The organism is Rhodovulum viride, from assembly GCF_003265965.1.
GTDB lineage: Bacteria > Pseudomonadota > Alphaproteobacteria > Rhodobacterales > Rhodobacteraceae > Rhodovulum > Rhodovulum kholense.
In genome coordinates, this window is record NZ_MUAV01000016.1 from 66,459 (window position 1) to 85,466 (window position 19,008).

General features: G+C 68.5%; 15 protein-coding genes, 1 tRNA gene and 2 riboswitches. Of the genes, 5 read left to right on the forward strand and 11 right to left on the reverse strand.

From position 1 onward, the window contains the following. Nucleotides 1–3: 3 nt before the first annotated feature. The 5 genes from BYZ73_RS22805 to BYZ73_RS14040 form a co-directional block, all read right to left on the reverse strand. The gene (locus BYZ73_RS22805) at nucleotides 4–174 is read right to left on the reverse strand and encodes a hypothetical protein (protein WP_158272371.1); all 171 of its coding nucleotides are present in this window, start codon (nucleotides 172–174) and stop codon (nucleotides 4–6) included. Continuing rightward, nucleotides 171–1,835 (reverse strand): OpgD/OpgG family glucan biosynthesis protein, encoded by a 1,665-nt coding sequence (locus tag BYZ73_RS14025; protein ID WP_112316428.1) that lies wholly within the window; start codon nucleotides 1,833–1,835, stop codon nucleotides 171–173. Before BYZ73_RS14025 ends, BYZ73_RS22805 begins: the two co-directional genes overlap by 4 nt. A gap of 349 nt (nucleotides 1,836–2,184) precedes the next feature. Further along, nucleotides 2,185–3,951, reverse strand: coding sequence for a hypothetical protein (locus tag BYZ73_RS14030; protein WP_146746305.1), 1,767 nt, complete (start codon nucleotides 3,949–3,951; stop codon nucleotides 2,185–2,187). A 280-nt stretch (nucleotides 3,952–4,231) separates the two neighbouring features. Beyond that, nucleotides 4,232–4,307: transfer RNA gene (locus BYZ73_RS14035), tRNA-Ala, on the reverse strand. 35 nt (nucleotides 4,308–4,342) lie between these two features. Beyond that, the gene (locus BYZ73_RS14040) at nucleotides 4,343–4,786 is read right to left on the reverse strand and encodes a thioredoxin family protein (RefSeq protein WP_112316430.1); all 444 of its coding nucleotides are present in this window, start codon (nucleotides 4,784–4,786) and stop codon (nucleotides 4,343–4,345) included. 156 nt (nucleotides 4,787–4,942) lie between these two features. Here BYZ73_RS14040 and BYZ73_RS14045 point away from each other — a divergent pair, with 156 nt between their 5' ends. Beyond that, a complete protein-coding gene (locus BYZ73_RS14045; RefSeq protein WP_112316431.1) occupies nucleotides 4,943–6,175 on the forward strand; it encodes a DUF2254 domain-containing protein in 1,233 nt (410 codons plus the stop codon). A 57-nt stretch (nucleotides 6,176–6,232) separates the two neighbouring features. On the opposite strand, the gene gcvP is transcribed toward BYZ73_RS14045, so the two are convergent. The 4 genes from gcvP to gltX all read right to left on the reverse strand — a co-directional run bounded on the left by gcvP (nucleotide 6,233) and on the right by gltX (nucleotide 12,342). Further along, nucleotides 6,233–9,082, reverse strand: coding sequence for an aminomethyl-transferring glycine dehydrogenase (gene gcvP / locus BYZ73_RS14050; RefSeq protein ID WP_112316432.1), 2,850 nt, complete (start codon nucleotides 9,080–9,082; stop codon nucleotides 6,233–6,235). Nucleotides 9,083–9,095: 13 nt separating this feature from the next. After that, on the reverse strand, nucleotides 9,096–9,455 hold the full coding sequence (gene gcvH / locus BYZ73_RS14055) for a glycine cleavage system protein GcvH (RefSeq protein ID WP_108028192.1): 360 nt from the start codon (nucleotides 9,453–9,455) through the stop codon (nucleotides 9,096–9,098). A gap of 12 nt (nucleotides 9,456–9,467) precedes the next feature. Further along, nucleotides 9,468–10,598: a glycine cleavage system aminomethyltransferase GcvT gene (gcvT, locus tag BYZ73_RS14060; protein ID WP_112316458.1), complete on the reverse strand. Its 1,131-nt coding sequence runs from the start codon at nucleotides 10,596–10,598 to the stop codon at nucleotides 9,468–9,470. A gap of 81 nt (nucleotides 10,599–10,679) precedes the next feature. Next, nucleotides 10,680–10,741, reverse strand: a riboswitch (glycine riboswitch). 4 nt (nucleotides 10,742–10,745) lie between these two features. Then, a riboswitch (glycine riboswitch) is annotated at nucleotides 10,746–10,838 on the reverse strand. A 178-nt stretch (nucleotides 10,839–11,016) separates the two neighbouring features. Further along, the gene (gene gltX / locus BYZ73_RS14065; RefSeq protein ID WP_112316433.1) at nucleotides 11,017–12,342 is read right to left on the reverse strand and encodes a glutamate--tRNA ligase; all 1,326 of its coding nucleotides are present in this window, start codon (nucleotides 12,340–12,342) and stop codon (nucleotides 11,017–11,019) included. A 54-nt stretch (nucleotides 12,343–12,396) separates the two neighbouring features. Here gltX and BYZ73_RS14070 point away from each other — a divergent pair, with 54 nt between their 5' ends. The 3 genes from BYZ73_RS14070 to BYZ73_RS14080 all read left to right on the forward strand — a co-directional run bounded on the left by BYZ73_RS14070 (nucleotide 12,397) and on the right by BYZ73_RS14080 (nucleotide 14,953). Continuing rightward, the gene (locus tag BYZ73_RS14070; protein WP_112316434.1) at nucleotides 12,397–12,807 is read left to right on the forward strand and encodes a metallopeptidase family protein; all 411 of its coding nucleotides are present in this window, start codon (nucleotides 12,397–12,399) and stop codon (nucleotides 12,805–12,807) included. A 163-nt stretch (nucleotides 12,808–12,970) separates the two neighbouring features. Continuing rightward, the gene (locus BYZ73_RS14075; RefSeq protein ID WP_112316435.1) at nucleotides 12,971–13,891 is read left to right on the forward strand and encodes an MBL fold metallo-hydrolase; all 921 of its coding nucleotides are present in this window, start codon (nucleotides 12,971–12,973) and stop codon (nucleotides 13,889–13,891) included. Nucleotides 13,892–14,005: 114 nt separating this feature from the next. Continuing rightward, a complete protein-coding gene (locus BYZ73_RS14080) occupies nucleotides 14,006–14,953 on the forward strand; it encodes a 1-phosphofructokinase family hexose kinase (RefSeq protein ID WP_112316436.1) in 948 nt (315 codons plus the stop codon). Between the two features lie 21 nt (nucleotides 14,954–14,974). Here BYZ73_RS14080 and wrbA read toward each other — a convergent pair whose 3' ends face one another. Together wrbA and BYZ73_RS14090 are read right to left on the reverse strand one after the other, a co-directional pair. Next, the gene (wrbA, locus tag BYZ73_RS14085; protein ID WP_112316437.1) at nucleotides 14,975–15,568 is read right to left on the reverse strand and encodes an NAD(P)H:quinone oxidoreductase type IV; all 594 of its coding nucleotides are present in this window, start codon (nucleotides 15,566–15,568) and stop codon (nucleotides 14,975–14,977) included. A 154-nt stretch (nucleotides 15,569–15,722) separates the two neighbouring features. Continuing rightward, entirely contained in the window at nucleotides 15,723–17,384 is a 1,662-nt protein-coding gene (locus BYZ73_RS14090) for an NAD+ synthase (RefSeq protein ID WP_112316438.1), read from the reverse strand. Between the two features lie 155 nt (nucleotides 17,385–17,539). On the opposite strand from BYZ73_RS14090, the gene BYZ73_RS14095 reads away from it, so the two are divergent. Then, a complete protein-coding gene (locus BYZ73_RS14095; protein WP_245943153.1) occupies nucleotides 17,540–19,000 on the forward strand; it encodes an MORN repeat-containing protein in 1,461 nt (486 codons plus the stop codon). Nucleotides 19,001–19,008: the final 8 nt, after the last annotated feature.

Consider the following 19,008-nt stretch of genomic DNA (forward strand, 5'->3'; position numbering starts at 1 on the left):
CCGTCAGCCCAGCTGCAGCGGCCGCATCAGACGGGCCAGCCAGATCGGCAGGCGCAGCTCGCGCCGCGCCTCCAGCACCTGCTGGGGCATGTCCATCGGAGCGACCGGGGGGGCCCAATGCGGGCCTTCTACCGCAATCGCGTTCTGCGCATCGAAGGTGGAATCTGCACTCATTCGTTGATCCATTGGTAGAGCCAGGTTTCAGTCAAGGTCTGCCCGTACCCCGTTATTTCGGCCTTCAGTTCAACCAGAGCGCCCGTGTCGGCCGTTATATCGACGACGAGACGCCAGGTATCAGACCCCGGAATTCGGCTGAAGACGGGCTTCTCCATTCGTCCCGTGCTTGCGTATACATCAGCCTTAACGTCCGCATCGTCGGGAAGTTCCCCGAGCGTTCCCCCCTCGAAATCGACCACGAATTTCCGCAGTCCGGGACCGCTGGCGGCGCCTGCGACACCGCCCCGTCCCACAAGCGTCCGCACCACATGGGCGCGTTCCCCGACCGCACCGGGAGGGTTGGTTCCCCAGTGCAGGCGGTAATCGTATTCCATCGTGTCGCCCTTGCGCGCCTTCTCCTCGGGCACCCAGAAGGCGACGATGTTGTCGTTGGCCTCGAGATCCGAGGGGATCTCGACCAGCCGCACCGTGCCGCGGCCCCAGTTGCCCACCGGCTCGACCATCATCGAGGGGCGGCGCTCGTAATGGGCGCCGGCATCGAGATAGTCGTCGAAGTTCCGGTTGCGCTGGATCAGCCCGAAGCTTTCCGGATCGCGGGCGGCCAGATAGGAACTGGCCAGCCGGGGCGGGTTATTCAAGGGCCGCACAAAGGTGCCGCCCTCGCTTGTGTTCAGGATCAGCATCTCGCTGTCATGCACCCGGTGGCGGAAATCGTCGAAATCGCCGCGGTCATTGTCGCCCAGCAGGAACATCGAGGTCAGCGGCGCGATGCCCAGCTGATCGACATCCTCGCGCATGAACAGACGCGCGGTCACGTCCATCACCGTGGTCGCGCCGGGGGTGACGATAAAGCGGTAGGCGCCGGTCAGCGACTTGCTGTCGAGCGCGGCATAGATCGTGATCGAGGTCGCGCCGGGCGCCGGGCGTTCCAGCCAGAAGGTGCTGAACCGCGGGAATTCCTCGGTCTTGCCCGACGCGGTGTTGACCGCCAGCCCGCGCGCGCTCAGCCCGTAGACATTGGCCCGGCCGAGGGCGCGGAAATAGCTGGCGCCCTGGAACACCACGACCTCGTCAAAGGTGTCGGCCCGGTTGAAGGGCGCATGCAGCCGGAAGCCCGCGACGCCCGGCATCTCGAAATCGGGCGGGATCAGGTCGGCGGCCTTGCCGTCATACTGGAAGTCGGCCCCCGAGAAATGCATCGGCTGGGCGACGCCCTCGACCAGCTCGAAGATCTCGACCGGCTCCTTGTACAGCCAGCCCGGATGGAAGGCGTGCAGCTGGAAATACGACCCGTCCCCGGCCCAGCGGGCGTGATCGGGCCGGAAGCGGATCGACCGGTAGGCATCGTAATCAAGCCCCGAGATCGGCCCCTCGGGCAGCGAGGCGGCCTTGTAGGCCTCCTTCGCCCGGGCCTGCATCTGGTCGCTCAACACGTCAAAGGAGAACGGCACCGGCTCGGGCACCGGCTCCGGTGCGGCTTCGGGGACCGGCAGAGGCGCCTCGGATTCGGGCTCGGGCGACGCCTCCTGCGCCGCAGCGAAACGGGGAAGACCGAGGGCAACGGACGCAGCAGAGCCAGCCAGCGCCGCCAGCAGGCGACGACGGGACGGTCCGAAACGTCCGGAACGGACCGCGGCACTGGAACTGACTGGAAACATTAATGGACCCCTTAACCAAGGCTCGTCATTCTTGATTGCCACCAGACTCTCCGTTTGTCCCGACCCGTCGCACCATTAGGGGTGCTGCGTGGCAGAATCATGCCGGAAAAGCCCAATGCTTGCGCAGAATCTGGAGCATCTGACAACGGCTGCAATTCCCCCGCTCGGCCGCGAGCGGATTTCCAGTCATCGCCATGCGCCTGATGCGCAAGACTCTGCCATAGCGCGAAAATAATAGGCATACAATTGCCGAGTTCAATGCGCCGGAACGGGAAGGCCCCGCGGGGCGCTTCCGAACCGGGACCGAGCCGGTGCCGGACCTGAGCCCGGTCGCGGGGCGAACGCCCGGTCAGGGCAGGGCCGCGGCCGGAGCCGGGTCGGCGGCGGCGATCTGGCGCAGCAATTCGGTCTCGAGCCCGGGCGTATAGCGCTGCCCGCGCACGAAGGCCTCGGCCGCGGCGCGGTCGAACAATGCGCCCGCCACGACAGGCGGCGGCGGCGCATCGGTGGCGGTCGCGGCCAGGGCCAGCGCGGCGGGCGGCCCGGCCGGGGCGGCCCCGGGCAGACGCGCCCGCGCCAGCGCGACCAGCAGACGTTCGAGGGGCGCCCCCGCCGGATCGAGCCGGCCGACCGCCGCCAGCGCGGCGGCATCGTCGGCCCCCATCAGCGCCTTCAACGCGGGCGCGAGATGGAACCGGCCCGGCGCGTCGGGTTCAAGCCGCAGCGCCTGCGCGACCAGCGCCAGCCCCTCGTCCCAGCGCCCCTCATAGGCGGCCAGATCCAGACCCACCAGCGCAAGACTCGGCGGATGGTGGGGGTAAAGCTCCAAAAGCCGCGCGGCATGGGCCTGAAACGCCGCCGTGTCGCGCCCCGGCCCCTCGATGGCCAGAATCGCGGCCGCGTGCAGCGTCATCAGCCCCTGCGGCGCCAGCCGCAGCGCCTGCGAGGTCGCCCGGGCCGCATCGCCCCAGGCCGACGCCACCGCCCCCGGACCGGACCGCAGGTTGCGCCCGAACCGCGCCTCGTCCAGACGCAGCAAGGCCAGCGCCGCCCAGGCCTCGCCATAGCGCGGGTGACTGTCGACGACCCGGCCCAGACAGCTGCTCAGCGCCGCATGCGAGGGCGCGGCCGGGGCGGCAAGATAGCGGTGAATGCCCATCAGGCAGGACAGATCGGGCAGGTCCGACTCGGCATAGCGCGGGGGCGGCGCGCGCATCAGTTCGGGGCGCACGCGATGCGCCGCTCCCAGCCGCCGGACGATCTGACCCAGCACCGTGCGTTCGGTCTCCTGCAGCGCATCCGCCGAGTCGCCGATCCGCTGGAAGGTGGTCCAGACCGTGCGGCGGCCGGGAAACGAGATCAGTTCAAGTTGCGCCAGCAGCGTGTCGCGGCGCCACATCAGCCGCCCCCGCAGAAGGTAATCGGCGGTCTCGGCCGCCCGCGCGGCATCGCGCGGCGCGCTGGTCGCGATCCAGGGATGGGCGGCAAGATCGGTGGCGATCTCGGCGCCGAAGCCATAGGCCAGATCCTCGATCCCGTCGAGCCGACCCTCGGCCCGGAACGGCAGCACCGCGACCCGCAGCACCCGGTAGGGCGCCTCCTCGATCGGGCGCGCCGCTGCGGCGAAGACCCGCTCCTGAGTGTGGCGGACATGGGCCTGCCAGAGCATCGGCACGATCGCGATCAGCATCATCAGCCCGGCCAGAGCCGCAAGGCGGCGCGGCCAGGGCGAAGGCGGCGGCCCGGATTCGCCCGGCCCGGGCCGAAGCGTCGGGCGGCAGCTGCCCCTCGGGATCTCGATCACCGGCAGTTCGGGATCGGCCAGCGCATAGAACCGCGCCAGCGCCTCGCGCAGCCGCCCGATCTCGGTCCGCACGATGCTGTCGCGGCCGGGATCGAACCGCGGGTCGCGGTCGAACACCTCGACCGCGATGGCATGGGGCTTGATATCCTCGCCATGGCCCGAAAGTTCGCGGTCGATCAGGTAATCCAGCAGGCGGGCGCGGCGCGGGCTGCGCCCGAGCACCCCGGCGGCACGGATGGCCGCCACCGCCTCAAGCACCGCCTCATGGCGCAATGGCGCCACGGCTCCGCCCTCCCGGGAAGGGTATGTCATGGCTGGCGATCCGCGGCTGTCTGAGGGTCCAAAAACACGGCAACTCGGCTAAGGCAACGATGGGGTCTGCCGCACCGGCGCCCCGGTCCGACCCAATGGCAGGGGGTGCCGACGCGGCCGAACCAGCGACAGAAAAGCACAGGACGTCACGCGGGCAAAGGCGCGTCATGCCGTCCGCCTCCCGATAAGCGGAACAAGGCGCAAAAGCGCAACGCTTGCCGGCAGTGACCTGCCGGACGGGCCCCGAAGGGCTTGATCTGCACAAATTTCATGGGTGATCTGGTGGAGCCGAGGGGGATCGAACCCCTGACCTCGTCATTGCGAACGACGCGCTCTCCCAACTGAGCTACGGCCCCGGTGAGCGGTCATTTGCAGTATGGCGCGGGGGATGTCAAGCGGTCTGCCCCACGTGATGGCGCACAAATTTCACGATCTCTTCCGCGGGCCGCGCCCCGGTCAGCCGGGCGACCTCGCGGCCCCGGTGAAACAGGATCAGAAGCGGGATGCCGCGCACATCGAAACGGTCCGCCGCCCCCGGATGGGCCTCGGTGTCCAGCTTGGCCAGCCGCGCCTCGGGCAGCAACATCCGCGCCGCGGCCGAGAATTGCGGCGCCATCATCCGGCAGGGTCCGCACCAGGCGGCCCAGAAATCGACCAGCAGCGGCAGATCGTCCTTGCGGCTTTTCTCGAGCGTGGCGAGGTCGATCTCGTGCACCCGCCCGTCGGCAAGCCGGGTGCCGCAAACGCCGCATCTGGGCGCCTCGCCCAGCCGGTCGGCGGGCAGGCGGTTGGCGGTTCCGCAGGCAAGGCAGGTCAGTTTCAGCGCATCGGCCATCGGGCGAGCCTCCGAGACATTCCGTGTTATGAATATATCGGGGCGGCCCTGTCCCGTTCAAGGAGATTCGCCCGGGCGTCCGGCCCGCATCCGGCTTTACCCGTCCGGGTCGCGGGCTAGGATCGACCCCATGCAACGGCAGCGGGAGACCCACGGATGAAATCGCTTCGGCTCTGGCAGGTCGTTCGCCTGTCGCGCCGGCTCTGGGTGCGCAGCAGCCTGATCGCGGTGCTGGGGATCGTCGCGGCGGGGGCCGCGGCGCTTTTGGGTCCGGTCATCCCGCAGGGGCTCGCGGACCGGCTGGGCGAGGATGCGGTGATGCCGGTGCTTGACGTGCTGGCCTCGTCAATGCTGGCGGTCACGACCTTCTCGCTGTCGATCATGGTCACGACGCACCGCCAGGCCTCAAGCCAGGTGACGCCGCGCTCGCACCGGCTGCTGCTGGAGGACACCACGACCCAGACCGTGTTGGCGACCTTCATCGGCGCCTTCATCTTCGCGCTGGTCTCGATCATCCTGTTCCGGGCGGGCGCCTATACCGGCGCCGCGCCCTTCGTGCTGTTCGCCTTCACCGTGCTGGTGGTGGCGCTGGTGGTGATCGCGATCCTGCGCTGGATCGACCATCTGTCGCGGCTCGGCAGCATGGACGAGACCATCGCCCAGGCGACCCTTCGCGCCCGCGCGACGCTGACCGCGGCCCGCACCGCCCCAAGCCTGCTGGCCACTCCCCTGCCCGACGGCGAAACCCCGCCCGACGGCGCCGAGGCCGTGCCCGCGCCGCGCGGCGGCTATGTCCAGCTGGTCGACATGGCGGCCCTGTCCGAGCAGGCCGAAAAGGCCGGGGCCGAAATCTGGATCACGGCCGTGCCCGGCAGCTTTCTCGTCTCGGGGCGGGCTCTGGCCCATGTCCATCCGCCCGGCGCGCTCGACGCCGCCCGCATTGCCACAGCCTTCGAGATCGAGGCGGTGCGCAGCTTCGACCAGGATGCGCGCTTCGCGTTGATCGTGCTGTCCGAAATTGCCTCGCGCGCGCTGTCTCCCGGGATCAACGACCCGGGCACCGCCATCGACATTCTCGGGCGGCTGGAACGGCTTCTGGCCGAATGCCCGGCGGCGGGCAACGAGATCCGCTATCCAAGGCTCCATGCCCCGGCGCTCCGCGCCGACGATCTGGTCGAGGACGCCTTCGCCGCCATCGCCCGCGACGGTGCGCCGATGCGCGAGGTGGCGCTGCGGCTCATGCATGCGCTGAACACGCTGCGCCAGGGCGACGATCCTGCCCTGGCCCGCGCCGCCGCGGCGATGACCCGCCGGGCGCTGACCCATGCCGAGGCCGCGCTGGTGATCGACGAGGACAAGGCCGCGCTGAGACGTCTGGCCGGATCGTAGCCCGAAACGGCGTCGGCCCCGGACAGATGCCGGGGCCGCGTTCCTGACCGCGCGGGCCTATTCGGCCGCGTCCGCGACCTCTTCGACCGGCGGGCAAGTGCAGATCAGGTTGCGGTCGCCATAGGCGTTGTCGACCCGTCCGACCGGCGGCCAGTACTTGTCGACCCGGAACGCGCCCGGCGGGAAGCAGCCCTGCTCGCGCGAATAGGGACGGTCCCAGTCGGCCACCAGATCCTCGACCGTATGCGGCGCCTTCTTCAGCGGGTTGTTGCCCTTCTCGATCCGGCCCTCGGCGATCTCGCGGATCTCGTCGCGGATCGCCAGCATCGCGGTGATGAAGCGGTCGAGCTCGGCCTTGGTTTCCGACTCGGTCGGCTCGATCATCAGCGTGCCCGCCACCGGCCAGCTCATGGTCGGCGCATGGAAGCCGCAATCGATCAGCCGCTTGGCGATGTCATCGACCGTGACCCCGGCCGTGTCCACGAAATCGCGGGTATCGACGATGCATTCATGCGCGACCCGGCCCTTGCGGCCCTTGAAGAGCACGTCATAGGCGCCCTCAAGCCGTTTCGCGATGTAATTGGCGTTCAGGATCGCGACCTTGGTCGCCTGGGTCAGCCCCGCACCCCCCATCAGCAGCACATAGGCATAGCTGATCGGCAGGATCGAGGCCGAGCCGTGCATCGCCCCGCTGACCGCGCCGCCCTCGCCCGTCACCGGGTCCGAGGGCAGATAGGGCGCCAGATGCGCCTTGACGCCAATCGGTCCCATGCCCGGCCCGCCGCCGCCATGCGGGATGCAGAAGGTCTTGTGCAGGTTCAGGTGGCTCACGTCCGACCCGATCTCGCCGGGTTTCACGAGGCCCACCAGCGCGTTCAGGTTGGCGCCGTCCAGATAGACCTGCCCGCCATGGGCATGGGTGATCTCGCAGACCTCGCGCACCGTCTCTTCGAAGACGCCATGGGTCGAGGGATAGGTGATCATGCAGGCCGCCAGATCGCCGCCCGCGGCCTCGGCCTTGGCGCGGAAATCCTCGAGGTCGATATCGCCATTCGCGGCCGATTTGACCGCGACGACCTTCATCCCCGCCATCTGCGCCGAAGCCGGGTTGGTGCCATGGGCCGAGGTCGGGATCAGGCAGATCCGCCGGTGCCCCTCGCCCCGCGCCCGGTGATAGGCGGCGATGGTCATGAGCCCCGCATATTCGCCCGCCGCCCCCGAATTGGGCTGGAACGACATCGCGTCATAGCCGGTGATCTGGCAGAGCTTGTCGGCCAGATCGTCCAGCATCTCGGCAAAGCCCCGGACCTGATCGGCGGGGGCCAGCGGGTGGATGTTGGAAAACTCGGGCCAGGTGATCGGCATCATCTCGACCGCGGCGTTCAGCTTCATGGTGCAGGACCCCAGCGGGATCATCGCCCGGTCGAGCGCCAGATCGCGGTCGGCCAGACGGCGCATGTAGCGCATCATCTCGGTCTCGGCCCGGTTCATGTGGAAGACCGGATGGGTCAGGAAATCGCTCTCGCGGATCATGCCCTCGGGGAAGCGGTATTCACCGTCGCCGCCCTTGTCCTTGCGCACGATCCCGAAGGCGCGCCACAGCGCCTCGATCGACGCGGGGCGGGTGGTCTCGTCCAGCGCGATGCCAAGCTTCGTCGTGCCGATCCGGCGCAGGTTGATCTTTTCGGCCAGAGCCGCGTTGTAGATCACGCCCTGCATCGGGCCCACATCGACGGTGAAGGTGTCGAAGAATTCGGCCGGTTCCACGGTGAACCCCGCCTCCTGCAACCCGCGCGCGGTGCGCACGGCCTTGCGGTGGATGCGCTGGGCGATGGCCTTGAGCCCCTTCGGCCCGTGGAAGACGGCATAGAAGCCCGCCATCACCGCAAGCAGCGCCTGGGCGGTGCAGACATTCGAGGTCGCCTTTTCGCGGCGGATATGCTGCTCGCGCGTCTGCAGCGCCAGGCGGTACGCCTTGTTGCCGCGCGAATCGACCGAGACGCCGACGATCCGGCCGGGCATGGCGCGCTTGTAGGCGCCGCGGCAGGCCATGTAGGCCGCATGCGGACCGCCAAAGCCCATCGGCACGCCGAAGCGCTGGGTGGAGCCCACGGCGATGTCGGCCCCCATCGCCCCCGGCTCCTTCAGCACGACCAGCGCCATCGGATCGGCCACGACGATGCCCAGCGCCTCGGCCGCGTGCAGATCGGAAATCGGGCCGGTGAAGTCGTGGATATGGCCGTAGGTGCCGGGATACTGGAAGAGGCCGGCAAAGACCTTTTCGGGCTCGAGATCGGTGAAGGGGTCGCCGACGATCACCTCGATCCCCAGCGGCTCGGCCCGGGTCCGGATCACCGCGATGTTATGCGGATGGCAGTCGCGGTCGACGAAGATCGCGCCCGCCTTCGATTTCGCCACCCGCTGGGCCATGGTCATCGCCTCGGCGCAGGCGGTGGATTCGTCCAGGAGCGAGGCATTGGCGATCTCAAGCCCGGTGAGGTCCGACACCATCGTCTGGTAGTTCAGCAACGCCTCGAGCCGGCCCTGGCTGATTTCCGGCTGGTAGGGCGTGTAGGCGGTGTACCAGGCGGGGTTTTCCAGGATGTTGCGCTGGATCGCTGGCGGCGTGACGGTGCCGTAATAGCCCTGTCCGATCAGCGTGGTGAAGGCACGGTTCTTCTTCGCGATCTGGCGCATGAACCACAGCATCTCGCGTTCGGACTTGGGCTTGCCGAAATCGAGCGGCTCGGCCTGAAGGATGCTGTCGGGCACGGTCTCTCCGATCAGCTCTTCGAGGCTTTGCAGCCCCAGCACCTCCAGCATCTCGGTCATTTCCTCCGGAGAGGGACCGATATGGCGGCGGTTCGCGAAATCGTAGGGCAGGTAGGTGCTGGGGGTATAAGGCATGAGTGTCCCGAAATCAGTCGATGAAGGCCTGATAGGCGGCTTCGTCCATGAACTCGTCGAGCGCCGAGAGGTCCTCGATCTTCATCTTGAAGAACCAGCCGTCGCCGGTCGGGTCCTCGTTCACCTTGGCGGGCGTGTCGGTCAGGGCGTGGTTGACCTCGACGATCTCGCCATCCAGCGGGGCCAGGATGTCGGACGCGGCCTTGACGCTTTCGATCACCACGACCTCGTCATCCTTCGAGACCGTCGTGCCCTCTTCGGGCAGATCGACGAAGACCACGTCGCCCAGCTGTTCGGCGGCATGATCGGTGATGCCCACGACGACGAGATCGTCCTCGACGCGGAGCCATTCGTGCTGTTCGGTGAATTTCATCGCTAGTGTCCCTCAGCGCTTGTAGGTCGACGGGCGGAACGGCAGGCGCACGATTTCGGCCGGCAGGCGTTTGCCGCGCACCTCGCCCCAGAGTTTGGCCCCTTCCAGGGCAAGATCAACGGGCACGTAGGCCATCGAGACCGGTGCCTCGACCGACGGGCCGAAACCGCCCGAGGTCACCGTGCCGACGGGATCGCCGCCGGTCTCTGCGGCGTAAAGCGCGGTGCCCTCGCGCATCGGCGCCCGGCCTTCGGGGCGGAGCCCCACCCGCTGGCGGGCGGCGCCGGTGTCAAGCTCGGCCAGAATGCGCGCAGCGCCCGGAAACCCGCCCTCGCGCGCGCCGCCGCTGCGGCGGGCCTTCTGGATCGCCCAGGCCAGATCGGCCTCGACCGGCGTTGTCGTGGTGTCGATGTCATGGCCGTACAGGCAAAGCCCGGCCTCGAGCCTGAGGCTGTCGCGGGCGCCAAGCCCGATCGGTTCCACCGCCTCATGGGCCAGCAACTGCCGGGCCAGCGCCTCGGCGCGCTCGACCGGCACCGAAATCTCGAACCCGTCCTCGCCGGTGTAGCCCGAGCGCGACACCCAGAGCGGCCCGTCGAGCGTGTCGATGATCGCCACATCCATGAAGCGCATGTCGGACACGCCGGGCGCCAGGGTTTCCAGCACCGCCTCGGCCTCGGGCCCCTGCAGCGCCAGAAGCGCGCGGTCGGTCAGTTCGACGATGTCGCAATCGCAGCCGATGGAGGCGTGCAGATGGGCGATGTCCGCCGTCTTGCAGGCGGCGTTGAGCACGACGAACAGATCGTCGCAGCGCCGCGCCACCATCAGGTCGTCGAGAATGCCGCCCGCCTCATTGGTGAACATCACATAGCGCTGGCGGCCGAGCTTCAGCCCGACCAGATCCACCGGCACCAGGTGTTCCAGCGCGATGGCCGCATGCTCGACCATGCCCGATTTCGGGCGCAGGCTGACCTGGCCCATGTGGCTGACATCGAACAGCCCCGCACGCGCCCGGCAATGCAGGTGTTCCTTCATCACGCCAAGCCCGTATTGCACGGGCATCTCGTAGCCCGCGAACGGCACCATCTTCGCGCCCAGTTCCAGATGCAGATCGTAAAGCGCGGTGCGCTGCAAGCCCAACATGGCAAACCATTCCCCTGGCCGGATGCGTGCTTGCATCGCGGCATCGCAGACGCCCCCCATGGACGTCCCATCCGATGCCCCCTCTGTCCCTTTGCCTGAGATCGCTATCCCTTCGGCGGACGCTCGCGCGCCTCTCTCCAGAGTCCGTGTCCGTCCGCGGTCCTTGCTGCCTGAGAGTTTACCGGGGCGGTTGCTCCTTCGGCACCGGCGACAAGCGCCGGATTCTCCCGGGGACGGATGCCGCGAGACGTAGATCATGCGTCGTTTTCCGGCAAGGGCCGTTCTGGCGGACCCTGTCCGAAAGCGGCTGGAAAACGAAAGAAAAGGGGCCCCGGCAGGGCCCCTCGCGCAAACTTCCTGAAGGGATCGCGGCCGGGGCCGGTCGAATTTTCCGCGACCGGGACCCGGACGGGAACCCCTAGCCCGGTTTCTTCTGCAGAAGCGGCAGCAGATCGCCCATTTCGGGGCCTTTGGCCCGGCCGGTCACGGCCTTGCGCAGCGGCATGAAAAGCCCCTTGCCCTTGCGCCCCGACTGCGCCTTGACCTCGGCCGTCCAAGCGGCCCAGGTCGCGTCGTCATAGGGCGGCTCGGGCAGCAGCGCGAGCGCCTCGGTCACGAAGGCGCGGTCTTCCTCCTCGACCAGCGGTTCGGCGCCGTCGCGGCACAGCGCCCACCAGCCCGGCAGGTCGCGCCGGGTGACGATGTTCTCGCGCATCACCTGCCAGAACCGTTCGGCCAGATCGTCCGGCACGCCCAGCGCCGCGATCTCGTCCTTCACCGCCGCGAAGGGCAGCCCGTGCAGGTGCTTCGCAGTCAGCGGAAACAGGTCGTGTTCGTCGAACTTGGTCGGTGCCGCGCCGAAGGTACCGATATCGAAGCCCTCGATCAGCTCGTCGAGACTGCCCGCCAGCTCGACCGGCTGCGAGGACCCGAGCCGCGCCATCAGCGACAACAGCGCCATCGGCTCGACCCCCTGCTCGCGCAGATCGCGCAGCGACAGATGGCCCAGCCGCTTGGACAGCGCCTCGCCCTGGGCGCCGGTCAAGAGCGAATGGTGGGCAAAGCGCGGCGCGGTGCCGCCGATCGCCCGGATGATCTGGATCTGGGTCGCGGTATTGGTGACGTGATCCGATCCGCGCACGATATAGGTCACACCCATGTCGACATCGTCGACCACCGAGGCGAAGGTATAGAGCACCTGCCCGTCGCCCCGGATCAGCACCGGGTCCGACACGCTGGCCGCGTCGATGGAGATGTCGCCCAGAATGCCGTCGGTCCAGTCGATCCGCTCGCGGTCCAGAAGAAAACGCCAATGCCCGGGACGCTCGGCGCGAAGTGCGGCCTTCTCGTCCTCGGACAGGTCCAGCGCGGCGCGGTCATAGACCGGCGGCTTGCCCATGTTCAGCTGCTTCTTGCGCTTCAGATCCAGCTCGGTCGGGGTCTCGAAACACTCGTAAAGCCGCCCCGAGGCGCGCAGCTCGGCCGCGACCTCGGCATAACGGTCAAGCCGCGCCGATTGCTGTTCTTCGCGGTCCCAGCTGAAGCCCAGCCATTCGAGGTCCTCGCGGATGCCGTCGATATATTCCTGCTTGGACCGTTCGGGGTCGGTATCGTCGAAGCGCAGGATGAAGGTCCCGCCGGCCTTGCGGGCGATCATGTAGTTGAACAATGCGGTGCGCAGGTTGCCCACATGGATGTAGCCGGTGGGCGACGGCGCGAAACGGGTGACGGTGGTCATGGGCATTCTCCTTGCGCGCCCGCTCTTCCACACCGGCGCCGTTTTGTCCATATCGGGCCCATGACAGACCCGATCCGCCACGGCCTTCCGCCCTCGCTCGACGATATCGCCGACATTGCCGCGGCCGCCCGCGACGCCCTGCCCGAGCCGTTCCGCGGCCCGGCCCGCGAAGTCGCGATCCGGGTCGAGGATCTCGCCCCCGACGAGATGCTGGACGAGCTTGACATCGACAGCCCGTTCGATCTGACCGGGCTTTACGACGGCATCCCGCTGACCGAGAAATCGGTGATGGACCAGCCCCAGCGGCCCGACACGATCTGGCTGTTCCGCCGCGCGATCCTCGATGAGTGGGTCGAGCGCGAGGAGGTCACCCTGACCGAACTGGTCACCCATGTGCTGATCCACGAGATCGCGCATCATTTCGGCTGGTCCGACGACGACATCGCCTCGATCGACCCCTGGTGGGAATGATCCGCCCCGGTGCCTTCTTGCTGCAGGGCGCGCCCGCCCGCGATCCTGTCCGCGGCTCGCGCCGTCGTGACAGGGTCGTGACATGGCAAGGCGGCGGATCGCGCCTATCCTTCCCCGCAGGGAAGATCCGGACGTGTGCCGGGACAGCAGAGGGAGACCCGCGATGACCGACATGACCCGCCGCCACGCGCTTCTGGCCGGGGCCGCGCTGCCGCTTTGCGCGGCCGCAGCCCCGCCGGCCCGGGCCGCCGCCCCGATGATGGGCCCGGCCCGGCCGCCCTTCAACCGGTTCAATTTGGGCGGGTTCGAGGTGACGACGATCCTCGCCGGCAGCCGCACGGTGCCCGACCCGCAGACGATCTTCGGGCTGAATGTCGAGCCCGAACGATTCGCCGCCGTGTCCCAAGAGGCGATGATCCCGGCCGACCGGGCGCAATTCTTCTTCACCCCGACCGTGGTCAATACCGGGTCCGAGCTGATCCTCTTCGATACCGGGCTCGCCCCCCAGGGCACCGTCGCCGCGCTCGAGGCTGCAGGCTACACTCCCGACCAGATCGACACCGTCGTCATCACCCATATGCATGGCGACCATATCGGCGGACTGATGGAGGACGGGGCCGAGACCTTCGCGAACGCCCGCTATGTCACCGGCGCGGTCGAGTTCGACGCCTGGGACATGTCGGGCGACGAGGGCTTCGAGGCCAAGATGCGGCCGCTGGCCGACAAGACGCGGTTTCTCGACGATGGCGGCGAGGCCGCGCCGGGCGTGACCGCGGTGGCGGCCTTCGGCCATACGCCGGGTCACATGGCCTACCGGCTGGAAAGCCAGGGCAAGGCGCTGCTGATCGGCGCCGATTTCGCCAATCACTATGTCTGGTCGCTGGCCCATCCCGACTGGGAGGTGCGCTACGACCGCGACAAGGCGGCGGCGGCGGCCACCCGCCGCCGGCTTCTGGACATGCTGGCGGCGGAACGGATGCCCTTCATCGGCTATCACATGCCGTTCCCGGCGCTGGGCTTTGTCGAGTCGCTGGACGACGGCTATCGCTATGTGCCCGCCAGCTATCAGATGATGCTGGACTAGGCGGCAGGCAGAAGGTCGTTGCGGCCCGGACGGCCGAGGTGACAGGAAACGGGCTTGGCCTCGCGCGGCGGGGGTGGCACTCTCGCGGCGCGAATGCCAAGGACCATCCCATCCATGCACGATATCCTGACCGTCACGCTCAACCCGACCGTGGACCTGTCCACTTCGGTCGCCCATGTCGTGCCCGGCGACAAGCTGCGCTGCGCCCCGCCGGTGACCGATCCGGGCGGCGGCGGCATCAACGTGTCGCGCGCGATAAGGCTTCTGGGCGGCGAAAGCCTCGCGCTGGTGGCGCTGGGCGGCCATAACGGCGACAAGCTGCGGGCGTTGCTGGAACATGAAGGCATCCGGCTCATTCCGCTGGTGGCGCCGGGCGAGACCCGGATGAGCCTTGCCGTCACCGACAGCACCACGGGCGAACAGTTCCGCTTCGTGCTGCCGGGGCCGATCTGGAACGAGGCCGGGCTGAAGGCCACGCTGGCGGCGGTGACGACGGCGGTGCCCGAGGCGGGCTACGTGGTGGTCTCGGGCAGCCTGCCGCGGGGCCTGCCCGAGGATTTCACCGAACGGGTCTGCGCCAAGATCGGGGCGCGCGGGGCGCGGGTCATCGCCGACACCTCGGGCCCGGCCCTGACCCGGCTGGCCGAGGCGCGGGACGCGGTGCCCTATGTGCTGCGCATGGACGGGCTCGAGGCCGAGGAGCTGGCCGGGCGCGCCCTGCCCGACCGCAAGGACAGCGTCGATTTCGCCTCGGAACTGGTGGCGCGGGGCGTGGCCTCGGTCGTGGTGATCGCGCGGGGCGCCGAGGGCAACGTGCTGGCGGCCGAGGGGCTGAGGCTGCACGTGGCGGCGGCCAAGGTGCCGGTGCGCTCGCTGGTGGGGGCGGGCGACAGCTTCGTCGGGGCCTTCGTGCTGGCGCTGGCGCGCGGCGCCGAACTGGCCCGCGCGCTGCAATGGGGCGCGGCCGCGGCCAGCGCGGCGGTGATGACCGATGCCACCGCGCTCTGCACCCGCGAGGATACCGAGGCGCTTCTCGACCGCTGCCCGGTCACCGAACTCTGAGGGCAGCCTGGCGCCGCGCGGTCAGGCGATCAGCTTGCCCGCGACCTCGACCAGGCGCCGGGCCTGATACGTGACAGCGGCCTTGCCCGCGTCGTCGAATTCGCCGGCCTTGGCGGAGTAGCCATAGGGATTGCCCCCGGCCGCGGTGACGGACTCGTCGGTAAAGCCCGGCGGCACCAGGATCGAGCCCCAATGCATGAAGGTCGGGTACAGCGTCAGCAGCGTCCCTTCCTGACCGCCATGCAGGTTCATCGCGCTGGAGGTGGCGGTCACGGCCTTGTTGGCGAGCTTGCCCTGTTGCCAGACCGGCCCGAGCGTGTCGATGAAGGCGCGCAACTGGCTGGCGGCGACACCGAACCGGGTGGGCGTCGAGAAGAAGAAGGCGTCGGCCCAGGCCAGGTCCTCGGGCGTGGCCTCGGGAATATGGGCCATCTTCTCGGCCTGGGCGGCCCAGGCCTCCTGGCCCTTGACGACCTCTTCCGGCGCGGTCTCGGCCACCCGACGAAGGCGCACTTCGGCCCCCGCGGCGGCAGCGGCCTCGGCGGCGGCCTCGGCGATCTGGTGGTTGGTTCCGTAGGTCGAATAGAAGATCACGGCGACTTTGGGTTGGGCCATGGCGGGTCCCTCCGGTCAGGTTGCAGTCAGGTGGTTCTGCGTCCTGAGATATGGGGCGGGCGCCTTGGGTCCAGTCGCCACAGGCGCAGGGCATCCGTGCGGCGCGGCACGGAACGACCGGGCGCGATTTTTCTGCGAAAAATCGGGGTCCCGTTCAGGACGGGTCGCGCCAGCGGTTGACGATGGGATAGCGCCGGTCAAGCCAGAATGCCCGCGGCGTCAGACGGGCTCCGGGAGCCGACTGGAAACGTTTGTATTCGCTGATGTAAAGCAGATGCTCCACCCGCTTCACCGTCTCTTCGTCGAACCCTTCCGCAACGAGATCCGCGACCGACAGGTCCTCGTCGACAAGTCCCTCTAGGATCCGGTCGAGCACCGGATAGGGCGGCAGGCTGTCCTCGTCCTTCTGATCGGCGCGCAGTTCCGCCGAGGGCGGCTTCTCGATCACCCGGGGCGGGATCACCGCGCCCGCCGGTCCCTTCATCCAGGGCCGGTGATGGGCGTTGCGCCAGCGGCAGGTCTCGAAGACGCGGGTCTTGTAGAGATCCTTGATCGGATTGTAGCCGCCCGCCATGTCGCCATAGATCGTGGCATAGCCGACCGCCACTTCCGACTTGTTGCCGGTGGTCAGGAGCATCGCGCCGAACTTGTTCGAGATCGCCATCAGGATCAGCCCGCGCAGCCGCGACTGCACGTTCTCTTCGGTGATGCCGGGCGCGGTGCCGTCGAAAAGCGGGCCAAGCGCGGCGCCGACCGCGGCCTGCGGCCCCGAGATCGGCACCTCGTCGAGCCGGCAGCCCAGCGCCGTCGCCACCGCCGCCGCATCCTCGAGCGACGCGGCCGAGGTGAACGCCGAGGGCAGCATCACGCAATGGACGTTCCCTGGTCCCAGCGCATCGGCCGCGATCGCCGCCACCAGCGCCGAGTCGATCCCGCCCGACAGCCCCAGCACCACCTTCGAGAACCCGCTTTTCGCCACATAGGCGCCGAGCCCGGTCACCATCGCGCGGTAGTCCTGTTCCCAGGCATCGGGCAGCGGGGCCAGCGTGCCCGGCTCGGCCCGCCAGCCTTCGGGCGTGCGGCGAAACTCGACATGGGTCAGGGCCTCGTCCAGCACCGGCATCTGCAGCGCCAGCGCCCCGCCCGGGTTCAGCACGAACGACCCGCCGTCGAAGATCTGGTCGTCCTGCCCGCCCACGAGGTTGAGATAGACCAGCGGCAGCCCGGTCTCGACCACGCGCGAGACCATGATGGTCTTCCGCTGGTCGAGCTTGCCCCGGTGATAGGGCGAGCCGTTGGGCACCAGCAGGATCTCGGCCCCGGTCTCGGCCAGCGCCTCGGCCACGTCCTCGTACCAGGCATCCTCGCAGATCGGTGTGCCGATCCGGAGCGGCCCGACCCGGTAGGGGCCGCTGATCGGCCCGCTGCGATAGACGCGCTTTTCGTCGAAGACCTCGTCATTGGGCAGGTGATGCTTGAGGATGCGGGCCGCGACCCGGCCGCCCTCGCAGATGAAATAGGCGTTGTAGCGCCCCTCCTCATCCGCAACCGGCGCGCCGATGCCCAGCGCGGGCCCCTCGGCGCACTCGCGCGCCAGCGCCTCGAGATGGGTGGCGACATCGGCCAGGAAGGCGGGCTTCAGCACAAGATCCTGCACCTGATAGCCGGTCAGGAACATCTCGGGCAGCGCCACCATGTCGGCGCCCGCATCGCGCCCGGCCGCCCAGGCGGCCCGCGCCTTGGCGGCATTCTCGGCCAGCGCCCCGACCGTCGGGTCGAGCTGGGCCAGGGTCAGGCGGAACCGGTCGTCGGCCATGGAAGTCCTCGTCGCGTCCTGTTCCGCCTCTTAGCAGACTGACGGCCAAGTGAAAGACATCGGGTGGTGAAAAGCGTTGTAAGCCCGCCGAGGCTCCACTAGGGTTTCCGCGCTTTCAAAGAGAACCGCGACACGGCAGGGCGATGGGGGCTCGGGTGCAGAAAACAGGCAGGATCACGGCGCGTCTGGCTTTGGTCGCGGCGCTGGCCGCGGGCGGAACCGCTCTGGCCCAGGACGATGGCGATGTCGTCACGAAGCAATACGACAATGGCGGCATCTACGAGGGCACCTTCAAGAACGGCAAGCAGGACGGCACCGGCACCTACCGGCTGCCCAATGGCTACGAATATTCGGGCCAGTGGGTCGACGGCCGGATCGAGGGCACCGGGGTCGCGCGGCTCGTGAACGGGTCGGTCTACGAGGGCCAGTTCCGGGACGGCAAGCCCGAGGGCACCGGCAAGATCACCTTCGCCGATGGCGGCACCTACGAGGGCGAATGGCAGGACGGCAAGATCACCGGCACCGGGGTCGCGGTCTATGCCAACGGGGTGCGCTACGAAGGCGAATTCCGCAACGCGGTCCATCACGGCATCGGCAAGATGACCAGCCCCAACGGCTATGTCTACGAGGGCACCTGGGTCAACGGCGTCAAGGACGGCAAGGGCAAGATCACCTACCCGGGCGGGCGCGTCTATGAAGGCGAGATGTCCCAGAACCAGCGGTCCGGCAAGGGCACGCTGACCACGCCCGAGGGGCTGAGCTATTCCGGGTCCTGGAAGGATGGCGAGATGAACGGTCTCGGCACCCTGACCCAGCCCAATGGCGACATCTACGAGGGCCTCTTCGTCAATGGCGAGCGGCACGGCACCGGCAAGGTGACCTTCGCCAATGGCGACGTCTACGAGGGCGAATACCGCAACGACAAGCGCCACGGCAAGGGCACGCTGATCGGCGCCGACGGCTATCGCTACGAGGGCGAATGGGTCGCGGGCCGGATCGAGGGGCTGGGCAAGCTGACCTATCCCGACGGCGCGGTCTACGAGGGTCAGTTCCGGGCCGATCTGCCTGACGGCACCGGCAAGGTCACCTATGCCGACGGCTCGACCTACGAGGGCGAATGGACGGCCGGCGTGATCGGCGGCGAGGGCAAGGCCACCTTCCCCAACGGGCTGGTCTACGAGGGCCAGTTCAAGGATGCCGCCTATGACGGCAAGGGCACGATGACCCATGCCGGCGGTTACAGCTATACCGGCGACTGGATGGGCGGGCTGCGCCATGGCGAGGGCACCGCGACCTATGCCGACGGCTCGGTCTATTCGGGCAGCTTCGTCAAGGGCCAGCGCGAGGGTCAGGGCACCATCACCATGCCAGACGGGTTCAGCTATACCGGCGGCTGGAAGGCCGGAAAGTTCGACGGCCGCGGCCGCGCCACCTATGCCAATGGCGACATCTACGAGGGCATGTTCTCGGATGGCCGCTACGAGGGCGAGGGCGTGATGAAATACTCGGATGGCGAGATCCGCTCGGGCACTTGGACCAACGGGGTGCTCACGACGGCGCCTGCGGGCACGGCAGACCGCCCCGAGGCACCCAGCGCCCCGCCGCCCGCCGACTGATCTTCCAC

Excerpts from the sequence above, each read along its gene's own strand:
- gcvP (WP_112316432.1), bottom strand. The coding sequence starts at position 9,082 with ATGCCTTATACCCCCAGCACCTACCTGCCCTACGATTTCGCGAACCGC.
- BYZ73_RS14080 (WP_112316436.1), top strand. The coding sequence starts at position 14,006 with ATGCACGATATCCTGACCGTCACGCTCAACCCGACCGTGGACCTGTCC.
- BYZ73_RS14040 (WP_112316430.1), bottom strand. The coding sequence starts at position 4,786 with ATGGCCGATGCGCTGAAACTGACCTGCCTTGCCTGCGGAACCGCCAAC.
- BYZ73_RS14025 (WP_112316428.1), bottom strand. The coding sequence starts at position 1,835 with ATGTTTCCAGTCAGTTCCAGTGCCGCGGTCCGTTCCGGACGTTTCGGA.
- gcvT (WP_112316458.1), bottom strand. The coding sequence starts at position 10,598 with ATGTTGGGCTTGCAGCGCACCGCGCTTTACGATCTGCATCTGGAACTG.
- BYZ73_RS14075 (WP_112316435.1), top strand. The coding sequence starts at position 12,971 with ATGACCGACATGACCCGCCGCCACGCGCTTCTGGCCGGGGCCGCGCTG.
- BYZ73_RS22805 (WP_158272371.1), bottom strand. The coding sequence starts at position 174 with ATGAGTGCAGATTCCACCTTCGATGCGCAGAACGCGATTGCGGTAGAA.
- wrbA (WP_112316437.1), bottom strand. The coding sequence starts at position 15,568 with ATGGCCCAACCCAAAGTCGCCGTGATCTTCTATTCGACCTACGGAACC.
- BYZ73_RS14045 (WP_112316431.1), top strand. The coding sequence starts at position 4,943 with ATGAAATCGCTTCGGCTCTGGCAGGTCGTTCGCCTGTCGCGCCGGCTC.
- BYZ73_RS14030 (WP_146746305.1), bottom strand. The coding sequence starts at position 3,951 with ATGACATACCCTTCCCGGGAGGGCGGAGCCGTGGCGCCATTGCGCCAT.
- BYZ73_RS14090 (WP_112316438.1), bottom strand. The coding sequence starts at position 17,384 with ATGGCCGACGACCGGTTCCGCCTGACCCTGGCCCAGCTCGACCCGACG.
- BYZ73_RS14070 (WP_112316434.1), top strand. The coding sequence starts at position 12,397 with ATGACAGACCCGATCCGCCACGGCCTTCCGCCCTCGCTCGACGATATC.
- gcvH (WP_108028192.1), bottom strand. The coding sequence starts at position 9,455 with ATGAAATTCACCGAACAGCACGAATGGCTCCGCGTCGAGGACGATCTC.
- gltX (WP_112316433.1), bottom strand. The coding sequence starts at position 12,342 with ATGCCCATGACCACCGTCACCCGTTTCGCGCCGTCGCCCACCGGCTAC.